The 23,139-nt window shown below is 62.8% G+C and carries 16 protein-coding genes; 6 read left to right on the top strand and 10 right to left on the bottom strand.

Going from position 1 to position 23,139, the window contains the following annotated elements:
- Positions 1 to 5 precede the first annotated feature (5 nt).
- Positions 6 to 1,592, bottom strand: a complete 1,587-nt coding sequence (locus ABE456_RS09010) for an EAL domain-containing protein (protein ID WP_346643579.1) — start codon at positions 1,590 to 1,592, stop codon at positions 6 to 8.
- 299 nt (positions 1,593 to 1,891) lie between these two features.
- Here ABE456_RS09010 and hppD point away from each other — a divergent pair, with 299 nt between their 5' ends.
- Positions 1,892 to 2,968, top strand: coding sequence for a 4-hydroxyphenylpyruvate dioxygenase (hppD, locus tag ABE456_RS09005; RefSeq protein WP_346643578.1), 1,077 nt, complete (start codon positions 1,892 to 1,894; stop codon positions 2,966 to 2,968).
- Positions 2,969 to 2,990: 22 nt separating this feature from the next.
- Here hppD and ABE456_RS09000 read toward each other — a convergent pair whose 3' ends face one another.
- On the bottom strand, positions 2,991 to 3,797 hold the full coding sequence (locus tag ABE456_RS09000) for a CSS-motif domain-containing protein (protein ID WP_346643577.1): 807 nt from the start codon (positions 3,795 to 3,797) through the stop codon (positions 2,991 to 2,993).
- A 133-nt stretch (positions 3,798 to 3,930) separates the two neighbouring features.
- On the bottom strand, positions 3,931 to 4,617 hold the full coding sequence (locus tag ABE456_RS08995; RefSeq protein WP_346643576.1) for a type 1 glutamine amidotransferase domain-containing protein: 687 nt from the start codon (positions 4,615 to 4,617) through the stop codon (positions 3,931 to 3,933).
- A gap of 198 nt (positions 4,618 to 4,815) precedes the next feature.
- Between ABE456_RS08995 and ABE456_RS08990 the strand changes: the two genes are divergently transcribed.
- Entirely contained in the window at positions 4,816 to 6,882 is a 2,067-nt protein-coding gene (locus tag ABE456_RS08990) for an ATP-binding protein (RefSeq protein WP_346643575.1), read from the top strand.
- A 6-nt stretch (positions 6,883 to 6,888) separates the two neighbouring features.
- Here the strand turns inward: ABE456_RS08990 and ABE456_RS08985 are convergent, their stop codons facing one another.
- From ABE456_RS08985 to gspG, 7 genes are all read right to left on the bottom strand, one after another.
- Entirely contained in the window at positions 6,889 to 8,490 is a 1,602-nt protein-coding gene (locus tag ABE456_RS08985; protein ID WP_346643574.1) for a response regulator, read from the bottom strand.
- A gap of 79 nt (positions 8,491 to 8,569) precedes the next feature.
- Complete coding sequence (locus ABE456_RS08980) at positions 8,570 to 9,625, bottom strand: tetratricopeptide repeat protein (protein WP_346643573.1); 1,056 nt, start codon at positions 9,623 to 9,625, stop codon at positions 8,570 to 8,572.
- 248 nt (positions 9,626 to 9,873) lie between these two features.
- The gene (locus ABE456_RS08975) at positions 9,874 to 11,289 is read right to left on the bottom strand and encodes a TolC family protein (RefSeq protein WP_346643572.1); all 1,416 of its coding nucleotides are present in this window, start codon (positions 11,287 to 11,289) and stop codon (positions 9,874 to 9,876) included.
- Positions 11,286 to 14,465, bottom strand: a complete 3,180-nt coding sequence (locus ABE456_RS08970; RefSeq protein ID WP_346643571.1) for an efflux RND transporter permease subunit — start codon at positions 14,463 to 14,465, stop codon at positions 11,286 to 11,288. Before ABE456_RS08970 ends, ABE456_RS08975 begins: the two co-directional genes overlap by 4 nt.
- Positions 14,466 to 14,477: 12 nt before the next feature.
- Positions 14,478 to 15,719, bottom strand: coding sequence for a multidrug efflux RND transporter periplasmic adaptor subunit MexE (gene mexE, locus ABE456_RS08965; protein ID WP_346643570.1), 1,242 nt, complete (start codon positions 15,717 to 15,719; stop codon positions 14,478 to 14,480).
- Positions 15,720 to 15,911: 192 nt separating this feature from the next.
- Positions 15,912 to 17,102, bottom strand: coding sequence for a type II secretion system F family protein (locus ABE456_RS08960; protein ID WP_346643569.1), 1,191 nt, complete (start codon positions 17,100 to 17,102; stop codon positions 15,912 to 15,914).
- An 11-nt stretch (positions 17,103 to 17,113) separates the two neighbouring features.
- Positions 17,114 to 17,539 carry a type II secretion system major pseudopilin GspG gene (gene gspG / locus ABE456_RS08955; RefSeq protein WP_346643606.1) on the bottom strand — a complete coding sequence of 142 codons (426 nt, stop codon included), beginning with the start codon at positions 17,537 to 17,539 and terminating at the stop codon, positions 17,114 to 17,116.
- A 185-nt stretch (positions 17,540 to 17,724) separates the two neighbouring features.
- Here gspG and ABE456_RS08950 point away from each other — a divergent pair, with 185 nt between their 5' ends.
- The 4 genes from ABE456_RS08950 (at position 17,725) to ABE456_RS08935 (ending at position 23,133) form a co-directional block, all read left to right on the top strand.
- Positions 17,725 to 18,318 (top strand): lytic transglycosylase domain-containing protein, encoded by a 594-nt coding sequence (locus ABE456_RS08950; protein WP_346643568.1) that lies wholly within the window; start codon positions 17,725 to 17,727, stop codon positions 18,316 to 18,318.
- 167 nt (positions 18,319 to 18,485) lie between these two features.
- Positions 18,486 to 19,946: a HAMP domain-containing sensor histidine kinase gene (locus ABE456_RS08945; RefSeq protein ID WP_346643567.1), complete on the top strand. Its 1,461-nt coding sequence runs from the start codon at positions 18,486 to 18,488 to the stop codon at positions 19,944 to 19,946.
- Positions 19,947 to 20,243: 297 nt separating this feature from the next.
- Positions 20,244 to 21,716 carry a HAMP domain-containing sensor histidine kinase gene (locus ABE456_RS08940; protein WP_346643566.1) on the top strand — a complete coding sequence of 491 codons (1,473 nt, stop codon included), beginning with the start codon at positions 20,244 to 20,246 and terminating at the stop codon, positions 21,714 to 21,716.
- The gene (locus ABE456_RS08935; protein ID WP_346643565.1) at positions 21,706 to 23,133 is read left to right on the top strand and encodes a sigma-54 dependent transcriptional regulator; all 1,428 of its coding nucleotides are present in this window, start codon (positions 21,706 to 21,708) and stop codon (positions 23,131 to 23,133) included. Before ABE456_RS08940 ends, ABE456_RS08935 begins: the two co-directional genes overlap by 11 nt.
- The last annotated feature ends 6 nt before the right edge of the window (positions 23,134 to 23,139 follow it).

The following is a 23,139-nucleotide window of genomic DNA, read 5'->3' as shown; positions in this document are numbered from 1 at the left end:
GCGGATCAGCCGCGCATGATCTCAGGGGGCGCGGTTTGCGGCAACCGCAACGCGCCTGGGCGTGTGGCCAGCGCTTCAAGGAACTGTGCGGCTGGCAAGGGCCTGGCGAACAGGTAGCCCTGCTGGTAGTCCACGCCATGGCGGGCCAGGTAGTCGCGTTGCGTGTCGGTTTCCACCCCCTCGGCAACAATGCCCAGGCCAAGCTTGGCCGACAGCTCGATGATGGTTTCGAGGATATGCACCGACAGCGCGTCGCCACCGATCATGGCAACGAAGCTCTGGTCGATTTTCAGGTAGTCGACCTTGAACTGGCGCAGGTAGTTGAGGCTCGACTGGCCAGTGCCGAAGTCGTCGAGGGCGATCATCACGCCCATTTCGTGCAGCTTGTCGAACAGCTCCAGGGTCGTGGGTGTGGCTTCGATCAGCTTGCGCTCGGTCAGCTCCAAGGTCAGCACCACACGGCCGGGTGGGAAGTGCTGCAGGAAGGTGCGGCAGTCGTCCAGCAGGCTCAGGTCGCGGCAGTGGTCGGCGGTGATGTTGACCCCGATATGGAAACCGTCCTCCAGCAGCCCGGCATACGGCGCAAGGCTCTGTGCGGTGTGCATCAGCAGCGCCCTGGTCATGGCGACGATCTGCCCGCTATGTTCGGCGTAAGGGATGAACAGGTCGGGCCGCACCAGGCCTTCTCGCGGGTGGTTCCAGCGCATCAGCACTTCGGCACCGGCCCAGCGGTAGTCGCCCTTGCGCACCACTGGCTGGAAGTACGGCAGGAATTCGTCAGCTTCCAGGGCCCGCTGCAGTTCGGCGCGGGGCGAGCTGGCGCGGCGAATTTGCCAGCGGCACACCACGGCGGCCACCGCGCCCAGTAGCAGCAGCAAGCCGAGCAGGGCGGGGTAGTGGCTGCGCCACAGCTGGCCCTGCTGCTCGGCGGCATAGCCGCCCTGCACGCTGAACGGGTAACGCGTCGAGCCCAGCAACACGTTCGCATTGGCCGCAGGGGGCGGTGCGCCCTTGTGCACGATGCCATCCTTGCCCATCCAGGCGTCGCCCACGCGAATCTGCAGGGCTTCGTCGGGGCCAATCAGGCGCAGCGCCGTCAGCAGGTGGTCGCCATCCACCGTGCTGATCGCGCCGCGCTCATCCTCGCTGGCCCGGTACACCAGCAGCGGGTGCCCTGGGGTGACCGAGTTGCCGTCCATCAGCCACAGCTTGCCGCCGACGTAGTCGCCGGGGTTGACCGGCTCATCGAAAGCACCGAACAGTGAGGTGCAATAAAGGCTGTTGTGCCTGAACAGGCTGGTCGAGCGGACAAAGGCGTTCCGCGTGACCTGGGCGCGCAGCATGAGCTGGGCCTGGTCGCAAGGGTTGCCGGCAAGCGGCAGCAGGTTATTGGCAGCGCTGGACAGGCTGTCGAGGATACGATCGACATGTTCCACCACCTGGCGAGTGGTGGCCTGGCTGCTGGCCTGCATTTCGCGCTCGACCTGCCAGTTCATCACGGCCACGCCACATACCACGGGCAGCACGCCGACAACCCAGGGCAGCAGGGTGCGCCAGCTGAGGCTGGCGTGGCGTTTGGCGGAAAGGGGCATACTGGCCTGATCTATATGAAGAGTAACCAGATGATAGCCGTTTGTCGGCGCGTGCAATCAACTAAAACGCGACAAACTATTTTACGCAATGTAGAATCGGTTTACGAATACAACAATAAGGTCCTTTAACTCCGAAGGATCAAGCCCGCCGAGAATGGGTCCATATGACATACCATGGGTTCAAGCTAATCATAGGTGACTTCCTCGCCCGCAGCGTGCGGGGCATCCCGTGCTCACCGCCTTTTCTGTGCCACATCCCACGCAATCAATAATCTTTCGCTGCAGATGAGGACACGAACATGGCTGATATCTTCGACAATCCAATGGGCCTGATGGGCTTCGAATTCATCGAACTGGCTTCGCCGACCCCCGGTGTACTGGAGCCGGTCTTCCAGATCCTGGGTTTCACCAAGGTGGCTACCCACCGCTCCAAGGATGTGCACCTGTATCGCCAGGGTGGCATCAACCTGATTCTGAACAACGAACCCAAGAGCATTGCCTCGTACTTTGCCGCTGAACACGGCCCGTCGGTGTGCGGCATGGCGTTCCGCGTGCGCAATGCCCATGAGGCCTATGCCCGCGCCCTGGAGTTGGGCGCCCAGCCGGTGGAGATCGAAACCGGCCCGATGGAGCTGCGTCTGCCGGCGATCAAGGGTATCGGTGGTGCGCCGCTGTACCTGATCGACCGCTTTGAGGAAGGCAGCTCGATCTACGACATCGATTTCAATTTCATCGAAGGCGTAGACCGCAACCCTGTGGGTGCTGGCCTGAAGATCATCGACCACCTCACCCACAACGTTTACCGCGGGCGCATGGCCTACTGGGCCGGCTTCTACGAGAAGCTGTTCAACTTCCGTGAGATCCGCTACTTCGATATCAAGGGTGAGTACACCGGCCTGACCTCCAAGGCCATGACCGCACCGGATGGCATGATCCGCATCCCACTCAACGAAGAGTCGTCCAAGGGCGCCGGGCAGATCGAAGAGTTCCTGATGCAGTTCAATGGCGAAGGCATCCAGCATGTGGCCTTCCTGACCGATGACCTGCTCAAGACCTGGGATGCCCTGAAGGGCTTTGGCATGCGCTTCATGACTGCGCCGCCGCAAACCTACTACGAAATGCTCGAAGAGCGCCTGCCTGGCCATGGCGAGCCGGTCGATCAGCTGCAAGCACGCGGCATCCTCCTCGACGGTGCCTCGCAGCCTGAAGACAAGCGCTTGCTGCTGCAGATCTTCTCGGAAACCCTGCTTGGCCCGGTGTTCTTCGAGTTCATCCAGCGCAAGGGTGATGACGGCTTTGGCGAAGGCAACTTCAAGGCACTGTTCGAATCCATCGAGCGTGACCAGGTGCGCCGTGGTGTGCTGAGCACCGACTGATGCGCCCTGGGTTGCGCCGCCTTCATGCACGGTCGGCGGCGCGACCACCCCTGTTGGAACGCGCCCTGAACAGGGCCAGATAGACGATTGAGCCGGTCACGATCCCTACCAGCATCAGCGAGGGAAGGATCTGCAGCATTGACTGGCGGGCTTCGCCAGCTGTATAGCCTTGGGCGTAGCCGCCCTTGACCTTGTAGCCATATTTGGCCGACAGCGCGCTTGCCGTGAATTCGGACTGCGATGGGGGTTGCCCGTCGCGGCTGTCGCCGTTGCTCCAGATGTAGCGGTCGTCGAACTCCAGCAGCAAGGTCAAACCATCCTGGAAACCGTCCAGTTCGTTGCGCAGCTGCATCGCATAAGCGGTCAAAATCACACCGTACTTTTCGCCGTGCAAGTAGAAGTTGACCAGCATTTTTTGGCGCATGTCGGGTGGCCCGTAGGAAAGTTCAACCTGGCGGCCAGACGCGGCAAAGGACGACAAGTGCGCCAGCGACTGCGAAGTGGTGCTGCAGTAGGCTTGGTTGTCCTCGACCAGCGACAACGAGCGTACCATCGAGCGGTTGGCTACCTGGTCCTGCAATGCGCCCATGACTTCGCTGCACGGTTTGCCCGCCAATGGCAGGGCCCGGCGTGCGGTTTCATGCATGCGGTCCAACGCCTGATCAACTGCGAAAACCGCTTCCTTGACCGAGACAGCCGCGTTTTCCGCGAGCTTCATTTCCAGCTGAAAAACCATCACCAGCAACCCGGAAACCACCGGCACCAGGCCCACTGCCATGAGCAGCAGCAGCTCCAGCAAGCCGCGCCCGGCGTGCATGATTTTCGACATAGGCCAATCGCTCTCCGGTCCGAAACTGTTCGTAGTGAACAGCTGAGCCCTGAGCCTATGTATTCAATGACCGTCCGGCTGTAGTCCGGTTGCAGTGTGCGCGATGGGAATTCGAGAAGCTGTGTGTAGGCATCTATCGCCCCTTGAGTTTTGCCAGCACTTTTTCGGCCAGCTGGGCTGTGGAGGCGGGGTTCTGCCCGGTGATCAGCCGATCATCGGCAACCACGTAAGGCTGCCACGGATCATCGTGCTTGCTGTAGCTACCACCGCGGGCGCCCAGCTCGTTTTCGGTCAGAAATGGCACCACATTGTCCAGCTCGGCCAGTTTTTCTTCAGTGTTGGAAAAACCTGTCACTTGACGGTCCTTCAATAGCAGGCTGTTGTCGCTGAGCTTGATGTTCAACAGGCCGACCACACCGTGGCAAACCGCCGCGACAATGCCCTTGTTCTCATAGACCCGGCGTGCCAGCTCCTGCAGCGCCGGGTTATCGGCAAAGTCATACATCACCCCGTGCCCGCCGGTGTAGTAGATTACGCTGTAGTCGTCGGCCTTGACCTGACCAGGGCTCAAGGTGGCGCCCAGGCGTGTCATGAAGTGCTTGTCGTCATACCACTGCCAGTCCAGGTCGGGGGCCATCTGCAGGCTGTGAGGGTCGATGGGGACGTAGCCGCCCAACGGGCTGACATAGTCGACCGTATAGCCGGCCTTTTCGACTTTTTCGACAAAGTGCACAGCTTCACCCAGCCACAACCCAGTCGCCCGCTTGAGGGTCGGATACTTGGCTGTATTGGTCAGCACCACCAGCATTTTCTTGCTCATGACCACGCTCCCGTCGGCAACCTGAAAGGGCCGTTGCTCCCTGGCCCAAGGGAAAACCTAATCAGCATAGCTGCCACCAGCAAGTACGCCATAGAGAGTGGGGGCGTGTGCTGTGCTAACTTGAACAAGATCCATTGCGCAAGCCTGCCGGTTCGGGCGGCGCCGTGGTTAACCCCGAGCATTGCTGGAGTCACGATATTGGTCGCAAACGGTACGCCGCACGAGCCTGCGCCGCTGGTCATCCTGCCACCCACAGTTTCGGCACCGGTTGACCTGATGGGCGAACGGATTGCGCAATTCGACTGGGGGCGCACATCGCTCGGGCCGTTGCCACGCTGGCCGGCTTCGCTGCGGGTTGCCGTGGACATGATGCATCTGTCGCCGTTCCCGTGTGCCGTTGTCTGGGGGGCAGACCTTTGCGTAGTCCACAACGATGGCTACCGGGCATTGCGGGCTTTCGCCCCAGATGCGCTGGGCATGCCGTTCGATACGCTGTGGGGTGAAGTCTGGCCGGCAGTGGGGCCCTGGGTGTTCAAGGCGCTTGAAGGGCGTTCAAGTTTTGTCGAGGACCCGCCCCTGCGTATCGAGTGTGGTGAAAACAGCGAGCCGCTCTGGTGCGCGTTCGGTTACGCTCCGCTTCGCGATGAACTCGGCAGTGTGGCGGGTTTTCTGCATACGGTGATCGAGACCACGGCCAGTGTTGAGGCACACCGCCATTGGCGCGAGCAGGCGCAAGGCTTTGAACGGCAGATCGAGCACCATGTGGCTGAGCGCGAGCAGATCTGGCAGTTGTCGCGTGATGCGATGATGACTGTTACCCCTGAGCTGAATTTACATGACGCCAACCCTGCCTGGTACCGCATTCTGGGCTGGACCGAACAGCAGGTGCTGAATCTGCCGGTGCTGGAACTGGTGCATCCGGCGGACCGCGTTGGAGTTCAGGTGGCCGTGTCCGGGCTCCTGCAATACAGCGACGCTGAGCAGATCGAGACCCGCCTGCGCCATTGCGATGGCCATTATCACTGGTTTCGCTGGAGCGCCCGCTTCGATGGCAATCTGCTGACAGTGGTTGGCCGAGATATTACTGAAGACCGCGAAGAAGCGGCACGCCAGTCTGAAGCGCTGATGCGCAACAGCGAACGCATGGAGGTGGTTGGCCAACTGGCCGGGGGCATGGGCCATGAGATGAACAATTTGCTGTCTGGCATCGGTGGTAGCCTTGAATTACTGCAGCGGCGCTTTCAGGAAGGGCGCCTGGAGCGGGTGGAGGCCTACGTGGAAGTGGCGCGCGATTCGGTGCAGCGTGCCATGGAGCTGACCCACCGTTTGCTGGCGTTTTCCCGCCATCAACCATTGGCCCCCAAGCCGCTGGATTTCAATCGGCAATTGCGCCTGAGCGAGCCCTTGCTGCGGCGTACGCTGGGCGCCGAGATGTGTTTGCACTGGCAGCTGGATGTGGCGCCATGGGCGGTAAACCTGGACGTACCGCAGCTTGAGAATGCCTTGATCAACCTTTGCGCCAATGCCCGTGAAGCGTGCCTGGAGCGCGGTAACGTCACCATCCGCAGTGTCAACAAGCGGTTGACGGCAGGTTTCCCGGATGAGCACGGCCTGCCGCCAGGCGATTACGTAGCCTTGCATGTCGAGGATGATGGCCATGGTATGGCGGCGGCCGATATTGCCAGGGCCTTTGAACCTTTCTTCACCAGCAAACCCATTGGGCGAGGGGCCGGGCTTGGGCTGTCGATGGTGTATGGCTTTGTCGGCCAGTCGGGGGGCTATGTCTGGATCGAGTCGACCGTGAACCAGGGGACCACGGTTTCCATGCTCTTCCCGAGGTGCCATGACCCGGTACCTGAGTTGCCCCCGCTACCCGCGTTTTCACAGTGCAAGGCCCAGGGAGAGCGCCTGTTGCTGGTCGATGATGAGCACAATTTACGCGCGGTCATGCGCGAGTACCTGACCGAGCGAGGTTTCGATGTCACTGATGTGGGCGACGCCAATTCCGCGCTGGAGCGGTTCCGCCATGAGGGCCCCTTCGACCTGGTGATCACCGATATCGGTTTGCCGGGCGGTTTCAGCGGTCGGCAAGTGGCCAAGGCCATGCGCATGCAAATGCCGCAGCAGAAGATCCTGTTCATCACCGGTTACGCAGATCAGCCAGTCGAAGCGCAGTTTCTTGAGCAGCCCGGCACGGCACTGATGAACAAGCCGTTCCCGCTTGCGGGGCTTGTCGATCAGGCGCTGCGTATGCTCGAGGGCTAATCCGTTTCAGGGCTTGCCAAGAATTTGTGTCACTTGCGCCTGCAACTGCTTCAGTTCGAACGGCTTGCAGATCAGGTGCATGCCAGCTTCCAGGAAGCCCTCGCGGGCCATGGCCGTTTCCGCATAACCGGTGATGAACAGCACCGGCAAATGGGGGCGTAGGCTGCGTGCAATTTCAGCCAATTGCCGGCCATTCATGCCGGGCAGGCCGACATCACTGACCAGCAAGTCTACCGGTTGTGTCGAGCGCAGTACTTTCAACCCCTCGTTGGCGTTGGCAGCGCCTTGGCAGGGGAAGCCATCTTCGCGCAGGGCCTGGCACAGCAGTTGACGCACATGCGGGTCGTCCTCGACCAGCAGCACGTGATGGCCCAAGGTGCCTTGCCCAGGCAGCGTTGGCCTGCCCGGTTCCTGGGGCTGCACGACATGGCGGGGCAGGTACAAGTCTACCCGGGTACCCTGGCCGATCTGGCTGCGCAGGGTGAGATGACCATGGGACTGCTTGCTGAAGCCATAGACCATCGACAGGCCCAAGCCAATGCCCTGGCCGATCGCCTTGGTGCTGAAGAACGGTTCGAAGGCATGCTCCAGCGTGCTTTGCGCCATGCCCTGGCCGTCATCAATGATGCTCAGTTGCAGGTAGTCACCCGCGCTCAACGCGTCTGCGCTGAAACGCTCGCTGCCAATGTGCTGGTTGCTCGCCTCGATGCGCAGCAGGCCGCCACTGGGCATGGCCTCGCAGGCGTTGAGCAACAGGTTGTCGAGGGCTTCCTGCAGCTGCTGGCCATCGGCTTGCACCGGCCACAGGCCTTTGGCCAGGTGCACTTGCAGGCTTACGGTCGGGCTCAGGCATGCGCTCAGGCGCTTTACCTGCAGCAAGTTGTGCAGGTCGACACGCTGGCTGTGCAGCGATTGCCGGGAAGAGAAGGCCAGCAGGCGGTGGGTCAGGCGGGCGGCGCGTGACACCGCCTCGCGGCCCATGCGCAGCACCTTGTCCAGGCCGTCGCTGCGGCCTTGCTGCAGGCGCCGCTCGATCAGCTCGAAGCTGCCACCAATGCTGGTGAGCAGGTTGTTGAAGTCGTGGGCAACCCCACCAGCCAGTTGGCCGATGGCATCCATCTTGCGCGCCTGGTAGCGGGCGAACTCGTCGCGCTCCTGCTCTACGCCTGCATCCAGACGCTGCTGGAGGTCATGCAACTGGTCGCGTGCCAGGTACTGCCGGCGGCGGTTGCGCAGGGCAGACTGGGCCAGGTTCAGCAGCTGGGCGTTTTTGAACGGGGCAACCAGCAGTAGCAGATTACCCACCGGGCGGTTGCCCGCAGTGGTGGCCGGCTGGGTAGCTTGGGTGAGCAGCACGATGGGCAGGTCTGACCAGCACGGTTGCTGGTCGATGAATGCCTGCAGCAATACACTTGGGCCCTGGCTGAATACCTGCTCGGCAATGATCGCCAGGCCTGCGCCTTCGGCAAGGCAAGCTTGCAGGTTGGCCAGGTCGACCGCGCACAGGTAATCGATACCGGCGGAGGCGAGCAGGCGTGAGGTATCCGCCGCCAATGGCGGGGGTGCCAGGATCAAGGCACGTTCATCCAGCGCCAACGAACTGGCCAAAGCGACTCTCCTGTAGGGTGGCCTGATATCCACTGGACTCTGGGCACAGGCCCAGGGTTCAACAAAAGTCAGCTATTGCCTACAGGCCCTGTTGCAGTACAGGGTCGTCCGGGTTTTGCCGCTCCAGCTCGGCCAGCAGCACTTGTACGTTCTGCAACTGGCCGGTCTCTTTCCAGTACTGGATCAGCAACACCCGTGCCCGGCGATTGGCCGGTTGCCGGTTGAGCACGGTTTCCAGCTGCTTCTGCGCGGCATCGAGTTGCTCCAGCTCATGTAGGGTAACCGCCAGCGTGTAGCGATAGTCAGCGTTGTCGGGGTCCAGTTCGACGGCGCGGGACAAGGCCAGCAAGGCGTATTCGCGCTGTTCGTGGCGGTTCAGCCACAGCCCCAGCTCATATTGCAGAAAGGCCGAGTCAGGGCTCAGCGCCAGGGCCTTGCCCAGTACCTGACGCGAGGCGTCGTGATGGCCCTGACGCTCCAGCAGGCGTACCTGAGTGGCCAATGCGTCGAGGTTGCCGGGGGCTACTGCCAGCGCACGTTGCAGGGCCGTGGCGGCCTGGGTGTAGTCGTTTTCGTGCAGGTACAGGCGCGCCAGGTGCACCTGGGCGTCGGCATCCTCAGGCTGTTGCTCCAGGGCCTGCTGATATTGTTCAAGGGCTGCCTGCAGCGGGCCGAAATACAGGCCGATGGCGTCGGGGTCGAGGCCCAACAGGGCATCCACGGCGGCAAAGCGCACGCTTTGCTCTTCGTCATCCAGCAGCGGGCCGAGCACCAGGCTGCGCTGTGCTGCCGGCAACAGGCGGCGGATACCGGCAATGGCTGCACGGCGTACCAGCGGCTCGGCATGTTCCAGGTCCTGGCGGGCGAGCTTCAATGCCTGCGGCGAGGGGTAGTTGGGCAGTTCGGCATACAGGGCAGCGCGGCGGATAGGGGGCAGGTCGTTGCGTTGCAGCTGCTGGTACAGCACCCGCGCAGCGCCGGGCTGGCCTTCATGGGCCTGGCGCAGGGCCTTGGCGTAGCTGTGTGCAGGCAAGCTCGGCGGGGTTGGCGGGGTGTCGCGCCACAGGTAGCCGAACAGGGCCGATACCAGGATCAACAACAACAGGGCGATCAGGTAGCGGTTACGTCTGGGCATCGGACGATCCGTGGCGGCGGGAAGGGCAGAGCTTGGGGCAGGTGGGGGGTAAATGCAACCGAGCGGAGGCTACCAGGTACCCGGCTCGGGTTTTGCTGTGGCGCTCGATCTCTCAGGCAATGAAAATGTTGTGGCTAACACCCCCAGAAAACACACTCAAAAAGGCATAAAAAAGCCCCGCGGACCAAGGCCTACGGGGCAAACGGTTGGGGGAGGAGCCAACCAAAGGAGTCGTTTAAACGGGTGTATCAGCGCGCGCTGGCCACGGTCTCCGGCTGCCAGCCACCGCCCAGGGCCTTGTAGATCGAGACAATGCCGCGGTACAGCTCGACCTCACCTTGGGCCTGCGCATCTTCAGCGCTCAGCCGCTCACGCTCGGCATCGAGCAGCACCAAGTAGTCCACCGTGCCCTCGCGATAACGAATCGAGGCCAGGTCCGCCGCCTTGCGGCTGGCGTCGCTCTGGCGCATCAGCGACAGCAGCCGCTGCTGGGTCTTGTCGTAATCGCTGAAGGCGTTGGCCGACTCTTCCAGGGCCAGCAACACCTGCTGTTCGTAATTGGCCAGGGCCCCTTCGGCATCGGCCTTGGCACCGCGCAGGCGGGCCCGCACGCTGCCCAGGTCGAATGCCGCCCAGGTAATGCTCGGGCCCAGCGCCCAGGCGTTGGCCGCAGACGAGCCGATCTGCGAGCCGCGGGCGGCGGTAAAGCCCAGGAAGCCGCTGAGGCTGACGCGGGGGAACAGGTCGGCGGTGGCCACGCCCACGTTGGCGGTGGCGGCCGCCAGCTGGCGTTCGGCGCTGCGGATGTCCGGGCGGCGGCGCAGCAGCTCACCTGGGTCACCCACGGGCAGCGCCTTGGCGATGGCCGGCAGGGCCTTGGGCGACAGGTCGACGCTAAGTGCCTCCGGGCGCTGGCCGAGCAGGGTGGCAATACGGTGCCGCGCCCGGGCCTGTTCGGCCTGCAGTTGCGGCACGGTGGCTTCGACCCCGGCCAGGCGCGCATCGGCACGCACCACGTCGAGGTCGTTGCCTACGCCCGCATCGCGCAGGGTTTCGGTGATGGTCCGCGATTCCTGCTGGGTCTTGAGGTTGGCCAGGGCGATCTTCTCGCGCAATTGCGCGCCACGAAGTTGCCCGTAGGCATCGACCAGCTCGGCGATCAGGCTCACCTGCAACTGCTGCAGGTCGGCGGCGGCCACGGCTTCCTGGGCTTCGCTGGCTTCGATCTGGCGCTGGATACGGCCGAACAGGTCAAGCTCCCAGGCCATGTCCAGGCCCAGGTCATAACGCTCGCTGTTGACCCGTTGATCGGTCTGGCCGGGGACCTGGCCCTTGCCGATGTCGCTGCTGACGCGGCTGGTAACCACCGGCAACTGGTCGTTCTCGGCGTCTTCACGGATCGAGCGGGCCGACTTCAGGCGGGCGAAGGCCACGCGCAAATCGCGGTTGCCGTCCAGCGAGGCCTGCACCAGCTGGTTCAGCACCGGGTCGTCGAACTGCTTCCACCACAGGCTTTCGAAGCGGCTACGGTCATAAGCCTTGGCCTGCACATCGCTGCTCAGTTGAGCAGGTTCGGTGGCCGGCGCCTGGTAGTCCGGGCCCACCGCACAGGCCGCCAGGGCCAAGGCCAGCAGGCTCGGGGTCAGGGGTTTGAGCAGGTTCATGCATGGTTCTCCAGCGCTTGAACGTGTTCGGCCTTGCGGGCCTGGCGACGCTCGACGAAACGGCGAATCAGGAAGAAGAACACCGGGGTCAGGAACAGGCCGAACACGGTCACGCCGATCATCCCCGAGAACACCGCCACACCCATGGCATGGCGCATTTCCGAGCCGGCACCGGAGCTGAACACCAGTGGCACCACACCCATGATGAAGGCGATCGAGGTCATCAGGATCGGCCGCAGACGCAGGCGGCAGGCTTCCAGCACCGCTGCCAGCGGGTCGAGGCCCTTGGCCTGTTCATCCTTGGCAAACTCGACGATCAGGATCGCGTTCTTGCACGCCAGGCCGACCAGTACGATCAGGCCGATCTGGGTGAAGATGTTGTTGTCGCCACCGGATACGATCACGCCAGTGATGGCCGACAGCAGGGTCATCGGCACGATCAGGATCACCGCCAGCGGCAGGCTCCAGCTTTCGTACTGGGCAGCCAGCACCAGGAAGGCCAGCAGCACGCACAGCGGGAACACGAACAGCGCGGTATTGCCCGAGAGGATCTGCTGGTAGGTCAGGTCGGTCCACTCGAAGGTCATGCCGTTGGGCAGTTCCTCTTTCAACAGCTTCTCGATCGCCGCCTCGGCCTGGCCGGAGCTGTAGCCAGGGGCTGCGGCACCGTTGATTTCGGCAGTGATGAAGCCGTTGTAGTGCATGACCCGGTCCGGCCCGGAGGTGTCGCTGACCTTGAGGAAGGTCGCCAGCGGGATCATTTCGCCCAGGTTGTTGCGTACCTTCAACTGGCCGATCTGCTCGGCGTCGAGGCGGAACTGCTGTTCAGCCTGGACGTTGACCTGGTAGGTGCGGCCAAAGCGGTTGAAGTCGTTGGTGTACAGCGAGCCCAGGTAGACCTGCAGGGTGTCGAAGATGTCGTTGATCGCCACACCATGGGTCTTGGCCTTTTCCCGGTCGATGGCGGCATCGACCTGCGGCACGTTGACCTGGTAGCTGGTGAACAGGCCCGCCAGTTCCGGTACATTGTGGCTCTTGGCGATGATGTTCTGGGTTTCCTTGTACAGCGCTTCGTAGCCCAGGTTGCCACGGTCCTCGATTTGCAGGCGGAAGCCGCCAATGGTGCCCAGGCCTTGTACCGGCGGTGGCGGGAAGATCGCGATGTAGGCGTCCTGGATGTCGGCGAACTGGGCGTTCAGCGCGGCAGCAATGGCGGCGGCCGACTGGCTCGGGTCCTTGCGCTCGTCGAACGGCTTGAGCGGGGTGAACACGATGCCGCTGTTCGGGCTGTTGGTGAAACCGTTGATCGACAGGCCAGGGAAGGCCACCGAGTCGGCCACGCCAGGTTGCTTGAGGGCGATTTCGCTCATGCGCTTGATCACCGCCTCGGTGCGGTCGAGGCTGGCTGCGTCAGGCAACTGGGCGAAGGCCACCAGGTACTGCTTGTCCTGCGCTGGCACGAAGCCAGTCGGGGTGGACGAGAAGCCCAGGTAGGTCAGGCCCATCAGGCCGGCATACACGAACAGGGCGATGCCGCTGGAGCGGATGACCCGGCGCACGCCGCCGACGTAGCGGTTGGAGGCACGGTCGAAGAAGCGGTTGAACGGCGCGAACAGCCAGCTGCCCAGCAGTTTTTCCAGGAACCGCGAGAAGCGGTCCTTGGGTGCGTGGTGCTCCTTGAGCAGCACGGCAGCCAAGGCTGGCGACAGGGTCAGCGAGTTGAAGGCCGAGATCACCGTGGAAATGGCAATGGTCAGGGCGAACTGCTTGTAGAACTGCCCGGTCAGGCCGGAAATGAACGCGGCAGGTACGAACACCGCGCACAGCACCAGGGCGGTGGCGATGATCGGGCCGGTCACTTCGCCCATGGCCTTTTGCGTGGCTTCCAGCGGTTTCAGGCCCAGCCCGATATTGCGCTCGACGTTTTCCACCACGACGATGGCGTCGTCCACCACGATACCGATGGCCAGCACCAGGCCGAACAGGGACAGCGCGTTGAGCGAGAAGCCGAACAGGTGCATCACCGCAAAGGTACCGATCAGCGAAACCGGTACGGCCAGCAGCGGGATGATCGAGGCACGCCAGGTCTGCAGGAACAGGATCACCACCAGTACCACCAGCACCAGTGCTTCAAACAGGGTGTGCACTACCGCTTCGATGGAACCACGGACGAACACGGTCGGGTCATAGACGATGCTGTAGTCCATGCCCTCGGGGAAGTCCTTCTTCAGCTCGGCCATTTTCGCCCGCACTTCGTCGGAGATCTCGATGGCGTTGGAGCCGGGGCGCTGGAAGATCGGGATGGCTACCGCCGGCTGGTTGTTCAGCAGCGAACGCAGGGCGTACTGGCTGGAGCCGAGTTCGACCCGGGCGATGTCTTTCAGGCGCGTGATTTCGCCATCGGCACCGGCACGGATGATGATGTTTTCGAACTCTTCCTCGTTGACCAGGCGGCCCTGGGTGTTGATCGACAGCTGGAAGCTGGTCGAACCAGGGGCGGGTGGGGCGCCCAGCTGGCCGGCAGCAACCTGGCGGTTCTGCTCACGGATTGCCGCGACCACGTCGCTGGCCGTCAGGTTGCGCGAAGCGGTCTTGTTCGGGTCGAGCCACACGCGCAGCGAGTAGTCGCCCATGCCGAACAGCTGCACATCGCCCACGCCGCCCAGGCGCGCCAACTCGTCCTTGATGTTGAGGATGGCGTAGTTGGACAGGTAGAGCATGTCGTAGCGGTTATCCGGCGAAGTCAGGTGCACGACCATGGTCAGGTCGGGCGAGGCCTTGTCGACGGTGATACCGATGCGGGTCACTTCCTCCGGCAGCTTGGGTTGGGTACGGGTGACGCGGTTCTGCACCTGCACCTGGGCGTTGTCCAGGTCGGTACCCAGGGCGAAGGTGATGGTCAGCGTCAGCTTGCCGTCAGCGGTGGACTGCGAGGACATGTACAGCATGTTCTCCACGCCGGTAATGGCCTGTTCCAGCGGCGCGGCAACGGTTTCGCCAATGACCTTGGGGTTGGCACCGGGGAAGTTGGCGCGCACCACCACGGTGGGCGGCACCACTTCTGGGTATTCGCTGATCGGCAGCTGGAACAGCGAGATCGAACCCGCAATCAGCAGCACCAGCGACAGCACCGCAGCGAAGATCGGCCGGGTAATGAAGAATTTCGAGAAGTTCATCGGTGTGGTCCCTTAACCGCGTGGCGCCTGGGCGCTGGCGACTTTCACGTTGTTGCCCGCCACCTTTGGCGCCGGGTTGCTGGCCTCCAGGGCCTGGCGCTGCTGGGCGAGGGCGGCGAGGGTCTGTTCGCTGGCCATCTGGGCCTCGATCGGGGTTACCGGCGAGCCTGGACGTACACGCTGCAGGCCCTTGACCACGATGCGGTCGTCCTTGCCCAGGCCGCTGCGCACGATGCGCAGGCCTTCCAGCTTCGGCCCCAGCTCTACAGCGCGGTAGGCAGCCTTGTTGTCCTTGTCCATGACCAGTACGAACTTCTTGCCAAGGTCGGTGCCCACGGCTTCGTCGTTGATCAGTACGGCATCGTACTGGGCGCTGCCGACCAGCTTCAGGCGCGCATACAGCCCCGGGGTGAACTGGCCGTCGCGGTTGTCGAACACCGCACGGCCACGGATGGTGCCGGTACGCGGGTTGACCTGGTTGTCGACGAAGTTCATCTGGCCCAGGTGCGGGTTGCCGGTTTCGTTGGTCAGGCCCAGGTACACCGGGGTGCTTTGGCCACGCTGGCCTTCGCGGGCCAGCTGGGTGTACTTGAGGTACACGCGCTCGTCGGCGTCGAAGTAGGCGTAGACCTTGTCGGTGGAAACCACACTGGTCAGTGGGGTGACATCGGCAGTGACGATGTTGCCGGCGGTGAACTGGGCGCGGCTGACACGGCCACTGATGGGCGCGGTGACGCGGGTGAAGCTGAGGTTAAGGCGTGCCAGGTCGAGCTGGGCCTGGATCGCATCGACCCCGGCACGGGCTTCGGCGGCGGCGCTGCTGCGCGATTCGGCCAGTTCTGCGGAAATGGCGTTGCTGTCACGCAGGCGTTCGCCACGGCGGGCTTCGTTGGCGCTGCGGATGGCGGTGGCCTTGGCCTGCTGCAGTTGGGCTTCGAGGCGGCGCACGTCGGCCTGGAACGGGCGTGGGTCGATCTGGAACAGCAGGTCGCCCTTCTTGACCTGGGCGCCTTCGGTGAAGGCCACCAGGTCGATCTGGCCGGAGACGCGTGGGCGTACTTCGACGGTTTCCGGTGCTTCAAGGCGGCCGGTGAACTCGTCCCATTCGTTGATCGGTTGCTCGATCACCTTGGCTACGGTGACTTTCGGCGCGGCGGGAGCCTGCACGGCGTCTGGGGTTCGACCGCAAGCGCTGATCACCACCACTGCCAGGGCAGCGAGGGGCAAGCGCAAGGGTTTGAGTGATTGTTCCATGGAGAACTCCGCCAATGTATTAGTAGTGGGCGGAGTGTGAGTGTCTTGCGCGTGAGGCACGAATCGAACGGGGCGAAGGTTATTATCACGCTGAATGATATGTGTGGGTCATTCATCGATTTGCGGCATGGTTGGGGTTGGCTTGTCGTGAAAGGGGCGCAAAGCGCCCCCGGCATTCTGGGACTTGTCGATTCAGTGAATGCTGGAGGCCAGCTCGAAGATCGGCATGTACATGAGGATCACGATCAGGCCGATGAGCAGGCCGATGAAGGTCATCAGCAGCGGTTCGAACAGTTTCACGAACCACTCCACCCAGCGGCCGATTTCCTGGTCGTGGAAGTCGGCGCAGCGCTCCAGCATCTCGCCCAGGTTGCCAGACTGCTCGCCGGCCCGCAGCAGGCGCAGCGATACCGGCGTGACCAGGTGCCCGGCTTCCAGCGCATCGGACAGTGGCAGCCCTTCGCCCACTCGCTGGCTGGCCTGTTCCAGGCCTTGGGCCGCCGCGCTGCCGAGCAGGCCGCGGGCCATGCCCATGGCAGTGAGGATGGGGATACCGCCTTGCAGCAGGATGCCCAGCGAGCGGTAGAAGCGTGCCAGTTCGTACATCATCAGGCGTTGGTGCAGCGCTGGTAGGCGCCGCAGTTGGCAGGACGCCCAGCGTCGCACCCGTGGGTGCCGGCGTAGCAGCCACAGGGCCGTGACCCCGCCAACGGTGCCCAAGGCCAGCGGCAGTTGTTGGGCATGCAAGAACAAGCCGATCTGCATCAATACCCGTGACAGCCAGGGCAACTCGGTGCCCATGCCCTCGAACACCTGGCTGAAGCGCGGCACCACATAGCCGAGCAGGAACAGCACCACGCCGCCGCCCACCAGCAGAAGCAGCAACGGGTAGACGGAGGCCCCCACCAGTTTCTGCCGTACCAGGTCCAGGCGCTGGCGGTAGCTGATGTAGCGGGTGAGGGCATCGCCCAGCGCGCCGGTACGTTCGCTGGATTGCACCAGTGCCACGTACAGCGGCGGGAATACCCGTGGCTGTTGGCCCAAGGCCTGGGAAAGCGAGCGGCCTTCGTACAGCTGGCGTACCAGTTCGCCCAGCACTTTGCGGGTTGCCGCCGCAGGTGCCTTTTCTGCCAGGCTCTCCAGCGCGTCGATCAGCGGCAGGCCGGCGTTGAGCAGGGTCGACAATTCCTGGCTGAACAGCACCAGGTCAAAGGCTGCCTCGCGGCGCCAGGCCATGCCGTGCAAGGCGCCGCCGTGGCCACGCAGGCTGAGCACGCGCAAGCCTTGGTCCTCAGCCTGGCGACGGGCCTGCTCGGCGTCCTCGGCGTCGATCTGCAACTGCACCACGCCCTGTCTGCCCAGGGCCTTGAGGCTGTAGCGCATGGCCGCTCTCCTTACTGCCAACTGGTGATTTCGGCGTTTTCCCCGTCGCCCCCAGGCTGGCCGTCCTTGCCCATCGACAGCAGGTCGTATTCACCACCGTTTTCGCCGGGTTGCCGGTAGATGTAGGGGCGGCCCCACGGGTCTTGCGGCACCGCCTTCTGCAAATACGGGCCGGTCCAGCGTGGTTCGCCACTTGGGGCGATCACCAGGGCCTGCAGGCCTTGCTCACTGTTGGGGTAGTGGCCGACTTCCAGGCGGTACAGGTCCAGGGCCTTGCTCAGCCCCTCTATCTGCGCGCGTGCCACCTTGGCCTCGGAGCGGCCGAGCTGGCTGAAGTACTTGGGTGCGACAATGCCGGCCAACAGGCCGAGCACCACCAGTACCACCAGGAGTTCGAGCAGGGTGAAGCCACGTTGCGGTTTGGTTCTGCGCTGCATGGTGAAGCCCTCCACTGCATAGGTACAAGCGTTTCCAGGGACCATGCAACAGCCGTGCACGTCTGCCTCGGGGCCTTGCGCCATGCGGTACAGGAAGCGGCACAGTGCTTGCGTCGTGGTCATTGTCCTCGGGTTTTCCGGGGCATTTCCCCCACATCGGGGGCCACGACGAAGAGGCGACCGACATGCGTGGACTCATCCTCGGATTGATCTGGCTGGTGGCAGGTGCTGCCCAGGCTGATGTGTACATTTCCATCGATGCCAAGGGCGGCTACCTACTGACCAACGTCCATCGACCGGGGCGTCATTACGAAAAGGTGATCAGCGAGCCGCTGGCGCAGGCTGGCGCGGCCAAGGCGCAGATGATCACCGGCCGCCCCTACGCAGAAGTGGTCGCCGCTGCGGCGAAGACCCACAACGTTCCCCCGGCGCTGTTGCATGCGCTGATCAAGGCCGAGTCTGGCTACAACCCCAAGGCCCGTTCACGAGCAGGCGCGGTGGGCTTGATGCAATTGATGCCGGATACCGCCCGCGAGATGGGCGTGGAAGACCGCCTGGACCCGGAAGACAACGTGCAGGGCGGGGCACGCTACCTCAAGCGTATGCTCACCTTGTTCGACAACGACATCACCCTGGCCGTGGCGGCTTACAACGCCGGCCCGGATGCCGTGCTGCGGCGCGGCGCGGTACCGCCATTTGCCGAGACCCGGCGCTATGTGCCCACTGTGCTGCGGGAGTACCGCAAGTTGCAGAGGTTGGCGGATGATTCGCCTTTGTAACTGCCATCCACCGCGCTGGATTCTTCGCGGGTGAACCCGCTCCCACAAGGATCGTGTGCATTGGAGGGAAAGTAGTCATACCCTTCGGCGGATGCCATCAATTTAACACTACTGCTTCCCCATCTCTGGGCTATAACCTTCAAAGGTGCCCAGATGTGGAGTCCGCCATGGACGTCGCCCCCCGTTCCGACGCCGTAGATATGCCAGCCGGTAACGAGATGGCCACCCCGCGCAAGCCGTTCAACCTGCTGCGCTGGTATGCCTGGGTCAGCCTGGCCATCATCCTCTCGGTGGCCACCGGGTTGGGGCTGATATCCAGCCGTTTCATCATCGATGAAAGCGTCGAGCGCGACGCCTTGCTCACCGCGCAGTTCATCACTGCCATCGCAGACGCCGAAGTGCGTCATGTGTCGATCCCCAATATACGTACCATGGGCGAGTTGCTCGACCCGCGTACCGACCGTGCCAGTTTGCCCGGCGTGGACCCGGAGGCCCGGCGTAAGGCACGCGGCGAATTTCTCGACCACATTGCCCACCTGCCCGACATGCTGCTGGCCAACATCTATGCCCCGGATCGCACGGTGATCTGGTCCAGCAACCCGGCGCTGGTTGGCAAGCTCATCGAAGGCGACGATGACCTGGACCGCGCCTTCGATTACAAGATGCGGGTCTCGGCCAGCTACCACAACTTCGAACAGGCACGCGCCGAACAGAAGTTCGTCACCCCGCCGGAGCAGTTGTTCATCGAAAACTACATTCCGCTGTTCGACGCTGATGGTGAGCAGGTCACGGCGATGGTAGAGATCTATAAAGAACCCCACGACCTGATCGTGCGTATCGAGCATGGCCTGATCATGATCTGGCTGGCGATCACCGTCGGCGCCGGGCTGGTCTATGTCGGCCTGTACGGCATCATGCACCGCGCCGCGCGGTTGCTGGCAGTGCAGCAAAAGCGGCTGATCAACAGCGAAACCTACGTGGCGCTGGGCGAGGTGTCTTCGGCAGTGGCCCACAGCCTGCGCAACCCGCTGGCCAGTATTCGCTCAAGTGCCGAGTTGGCCCAGGCGTTCGACGAGGGCCCGGCGCAGCGCAACATCAACGACATCATCAGCCAGGTTGACCGCATGTCGCAGTGGATTCGCCAGATGCTGCAATCGCTGCGCCCCCTCAACGATGAGGCGGTGGCCGTGGACTTGCCGCAGGCGCTGCAGGAAAGCCTGCAAACCTTCGCCGTGCCCCTGGCGCGCGGCGGGGTGACGCTGGATCTGCAGCCGTTACCGGCCGTGCAGGTACTGGGGCAGCCGGCGTTACTGCGGCAGATATTCAGCAGCTTGATTGCCAATGCCCTGGAGTCGATGGAGCAGGGCGGCCGGCTACGTGTGGAAGTTGTACGCCAGGACAGGCGCAGCCTGACCCTGCGGCTGTCTGACAATGGCAAGGGCATGAACGAAGAACAGCAACGTATGGCGTTCCGGCCCTTCTTCACCACCAAGCAGGGTGGGCTGGGTGTAGGGCTGGTGTTGGTCAAACGCATCATGGAACGGTTTGGGGGTTCGGCCAGGCTCAGCAGCAGCGAGGGCCATGGCACCCGGGTGTCGCTGAACTTCCGGTTGGCGAAATCATCTTGAATTACATTAATTAAGTTTTCTATTTATTTGAATTTAAAAGGTTTTACATATTTTGGGTGAGAAATACCCAATTGTGGGGAATCGGCCTTGAACTGTATTGACCCAAAGCGCCCAAGCCTTTGAAAAATAACCACAAAAGTTTGTTTCGGCAAGCTGGCTGAGTTTTTGCAACGTGCCATGCACAGCGTGATACGCGACAAATGGCAGCTGCGGCTGCGCAGGTGGAATGCTCTCAATATGCCGCTAGTCGATGTATTGATGTATTTCTGAACGGACTCCCTGGGCGGGAACCACGCAATGCAGATGCTGGAAAACGAAGTGCCCGACAAGGCAGGTGCGAACGCCAACGGTATGGCCATACCGCTGCGTGAGTTCAACCTGCTGCGCTGGTTTTCGCTGATCAGCTTGCTGATCATTGCCTCGGTGGCGGGCGGGCTGGGTTATGTGTCAACGCGCTTCGTGGTGCGTGACAGTGTCGAGCGCGATGCCTTGCTCACTGCCCAGTTCATCCAGGCCATGGCCCAGGCCGAAGTGCGCCATTCCCAGTTGCCCCCAGGCACCACCATGGGTGAGTTGCTCGACCCGCGCCTGGATCAGCAGCACCTGCAGTTCACCCCGGCGTTGGCCGAGTCGACTCGGGTCGAGTTCCTCGACCATGTCGAGCACCTGCCCGATACCCTGCTGGCCAACGTCTATGCCCGCGACCGCACGATCGTCTGGTCTACCAACCCGGAGCTGGTTGGCAAGCGCATCGAGGCCGATGGCGATCTTGATCGGGCCTTCCGCTCGCGCAAGGCGGTGTCAGCCAGCTACCACAAGGCCGAGGACGACCGCGAAGAGCAAAAATTCCTGCGGGAGCCCATGTACCTGTTCATCGAGAACTACATCCCACTGTTCGACAGCCAGGGCGAGCAGGTAATGGCGATGGTGGAGATCTACAAGGAACCGCAGGACCTGGTGCGGCGTATCCAGCGCGGTTACGTGCTGATCTGGGCATCGACCCTGGTAGGCGGAGCGTTGATCTATTTCGGCCTGTTCTGGATCGTGCGTCGGGCGGCATTGATGCTGCGCCTGCAGCAAGACCGGTTGGTGGCCAGTGAAACCTATGTCGCGCTGGGTGAGATGTCATCGGCGGTAGCCCACAGCCTGCGCAACCCGCTGGCCAACATCCGCTCCAGTGCGGAGTTGGCCCAGGAAATCGCCAACCCGATGGCGCAGAAGAACATCACCGACATCATCAGCCAGGTCGACCGTATGTCGCGCTGGGTGCGCGACCTGCTGGTGTCATTGCGCCCAACCAGCGACGAGGCCGAGGCGGTGGACCTGGTAGCGGCCATCGAGGATACCCACCTGGCTTTCGTGCAGCAGATCGAGCGCAATGGTGTGCGCTTCCATTTCGAAGGGCCTGATGTGCAGTGGGTGGCCAGCCAGCCGCTGCAGCTCACGCAGATTCTCAACAGCCTGTTCTCCAATGCCCTGGAGGCCATGCCAAATGGCGGCATGCTGACTGCCCAGGTCAATGTACAGGATGGCCTGCGTGCCGAGTTCGTGCTCACTGATACCGGCAAGGGCATGAGCCAACAGCAGGAACGGATGGTGTTCAAGCCGTTCTTCACTACCAAGCAGGGTGGCCTCGGTGTAGGCCTGGCCCTGGTCAAACGCATCATGGAACGTTTTGGCGGCTCGGTCAGTTTGAGCAGCCGCGAAGAGGAAGGAACCCGCGTCAGTCTTACATTCAATATCGCAGCGGGAGGGGACCATGGAGCATAGCATCCTGGTAGTGGAGGACGATGAAATCCTCGCCGACAACATTCGCACCTACCTCAGCCTCAAGGGCTTTGAGGTGACTGTGTGCCACAGCGCGGAGTTGGCGCTGGAGCAGATCAAGCGGGCCCAGCCCGATGCGGTGCTGACCGACAACTCGCTGCCTGGCATGAGCGGGCATGACCTGCTGCGGACCCTGGTGGCCCAGGCACCGGATTTGAAAGTGATCATGATGACCGGTTACGGCAATGTCGAAGATGCCGTGCAGGCGATGAAGGAGGGCGCCTTCCATTACCTGACCAAGCCGGTGGTGCTGGCAGAACTCAAGCTGACCCTGGACAAGGCCCTGGCTGCCGAGCGCATGGAGCGCACGCTGTCGTTCTATCAGGAGCGCGAGGCGCAGAAGTCTGGGTTGCAGGCGCTGATCGGTGAGTCGCCGGCCATGCTTACCCTCAAGCACACCCTGCGCCAGGTGCTGGATGCCGAGCGGCGCATGGCCAGCGACGACTTGCCGCCGGTGCTGGTGGAGGGCGAGACCGGTACCGGCAAGGAACTGGTGGCCCGCGCCCTGCATTTTGATGGTTTGCGTAGCAAAGGGCCGTTCATCGAGTTCAACTGTGCGTCGATCCCTGCCAACCTGCTGGAGGCCGAATTGTTCGGCCACGAGAAGGGCGCGTTCACCGATGCCAAGGATCGCCGGGTAGGCTTGGTGGAGGCTGCCGATGGCGGCACGCTTTTCCTCGACGAGATCGGCGAGATGGACCTGATACTGCAGGCCAAGCTGCTCAAACTGCTGGAAGACCGCAGTATCCGCCGGATTGGTGCGGTGAAGGAGCGCAAGGTCGACTTGCGCGTGATCAGCGCCACCAACTGTAACCTTGAGCAGATGGTGCAGCAGGGCAAGTTCCGCCGCGACCTGTTCTTCCGCCTGCGTATCATTGCCCTGAAGGTGCCGCGCCTGTATGCGCGTGGGCAAGACGTGTTGCTGCTGGCGCGGCACTTCCTGGCCCACCATGGGCGGCGCTATGGCAAGCCGAACCTGCGCTTTTCTGCCGAGGCGGAAAGCCTGTTGCTTGGCTATAGCTGGCCAGGCAATGTCCGCGAGTTGCGCAACATGCTGGAGCAGACGGTGTTGCTGGCGCCAAATGAGGTGGTGCAGGCGCATCAGTTGAACCTGTGCATGACGCTGATCGACGAGCCGCTGGTGCAGCAGCCGACGCCTGCGATGTTCGAAATGCCGCGGCATGAGCCAGAGCCGGGGACCAGCCTGCCGGACATGGAGCGTGATCTGGTGTGCAAAACCCTGGACCGCACCGACTGGAACGTGACCAAGTCGGCGCGCATGCTTGGGTTGTCGCGGGACATGCTGCGTTACCGGATCGAGAAGTTGGGGCTGACCCGGCCTGACAAGCGTCAGTGGTGATTGCAG

The sequence above is a fragment of the Pseudomonas sp. TWI929 genome (assembly GCF_039673335.1).
Taxonomy (GTDB): domain Bacteria; phylum Pseudomonadota; class Gammaproteobacteria; order Pseudomonadales; family Pseudomonadaceae; genus Aquipseudomonas.
Note: the sequence above shows the minus strand (reverse complement) of the source record. Positions and strands in the feature narration are given on the sequence as shown.

Bases quoted from the DNA above. Each gene is read 5' to 3' on its own strand.
- ABE456_RS09010 (WP_346643579.1), bottom strand. From the start codon at position 1,592: ATGCCCCTTTCCGCCAAACGCCACGCCAGCCTCAGCTGGCGCACCCTG.
- hppD (WP_346643578.1), top strand. From the start codon at position 1,892: ATGGCTGATATCTTCGACAATCCAATGGGCCTGATGGGCTTCGAATTC.
- ABE456_RS09000 (WP_346643577.1), bottom strand. From the start codon at position 3,797: ATGTCGAAAATCATGCACGCCGGGCGCGGCTTGCTGGAGCTGCTGCTG.
- ABE456_RS08995 (WP_346643576.1), bottom strand. From the start codon at position 4,617: ATGAGCAAGAAAATGCTGGTGGTGCTGACCAATACAGCCAAGTATCCG.
- ABE456_RS08980 (WP_346643573.1), bottom strand. From the start codon at position 9,625: ATGCCCAGACGTAACCGCTACCTGATCGCCCTGTTGTTGTTGATCCTG.
- ABE456_RS08975 (WP_346643572.1), bottom strand. From the start codon at position 11,289: ATGAACCTGCTCAAACCCCTGACCCCGAGCCTGCTGGCCTTGGCCCTG.
- ABE456_RS08970 (WP_346643571.1), bottom strand. From the start codon at position 14,465: ATGAACTTCTCGAAATTCTTCATTACCCGGCCGATCTTCGCTGCGGTG.
- mexE (WP_346643570.1), bottom strand. From the start codon at position 15,719: ATGGAACAATCACTCAAACCCTTGCGCTTGCCCCTCGCTGCCCTGGCA.
- ABE456_RS08960 (WP_346643569.1), bottom strand. From the start codon at position 17,102: ATGCGCTACAGCCTCAAGGCCCTGGGCAGACAGGGCGTGGTGCAGTTG.
- gspG (WP_346643606.1), bottom strand. From the start codon at position 17,539: ATGCAGCGCAGAACCAAACCGCAACGTGGCTTCACCCTGCTCGAACTC.
- ABE456_RS08950 (WP_346643568.1), top strand. From the start codon at position 17,725: ATGCGTGGACTCATCCTCGGATTGATCTGGCTGGTGGCAGGTGCTGCC.
- ABE456_RS08945 (WP_346643567.1), top strand. From the start codon at position 18,486: ATGGACGTCGCCCCCCGTTCCGACGCCGTAGATATGCCAGCCGGTAAC.
- ABE456_RS08940 (WP_346643566.1), top strand. From the start codon at position 20,244: ATGCAGATGCTGGAAAACGAAGTGCCCGACAAGGCAGGTGCGAACGCC.
- ABE456_RS08935 (WP_346643565.1), top strand. From the start codon at position 21,706: ATGGAGCATAGCATCCTGGTAGTGGAGGACGATGAAATCCTCGCCGAC.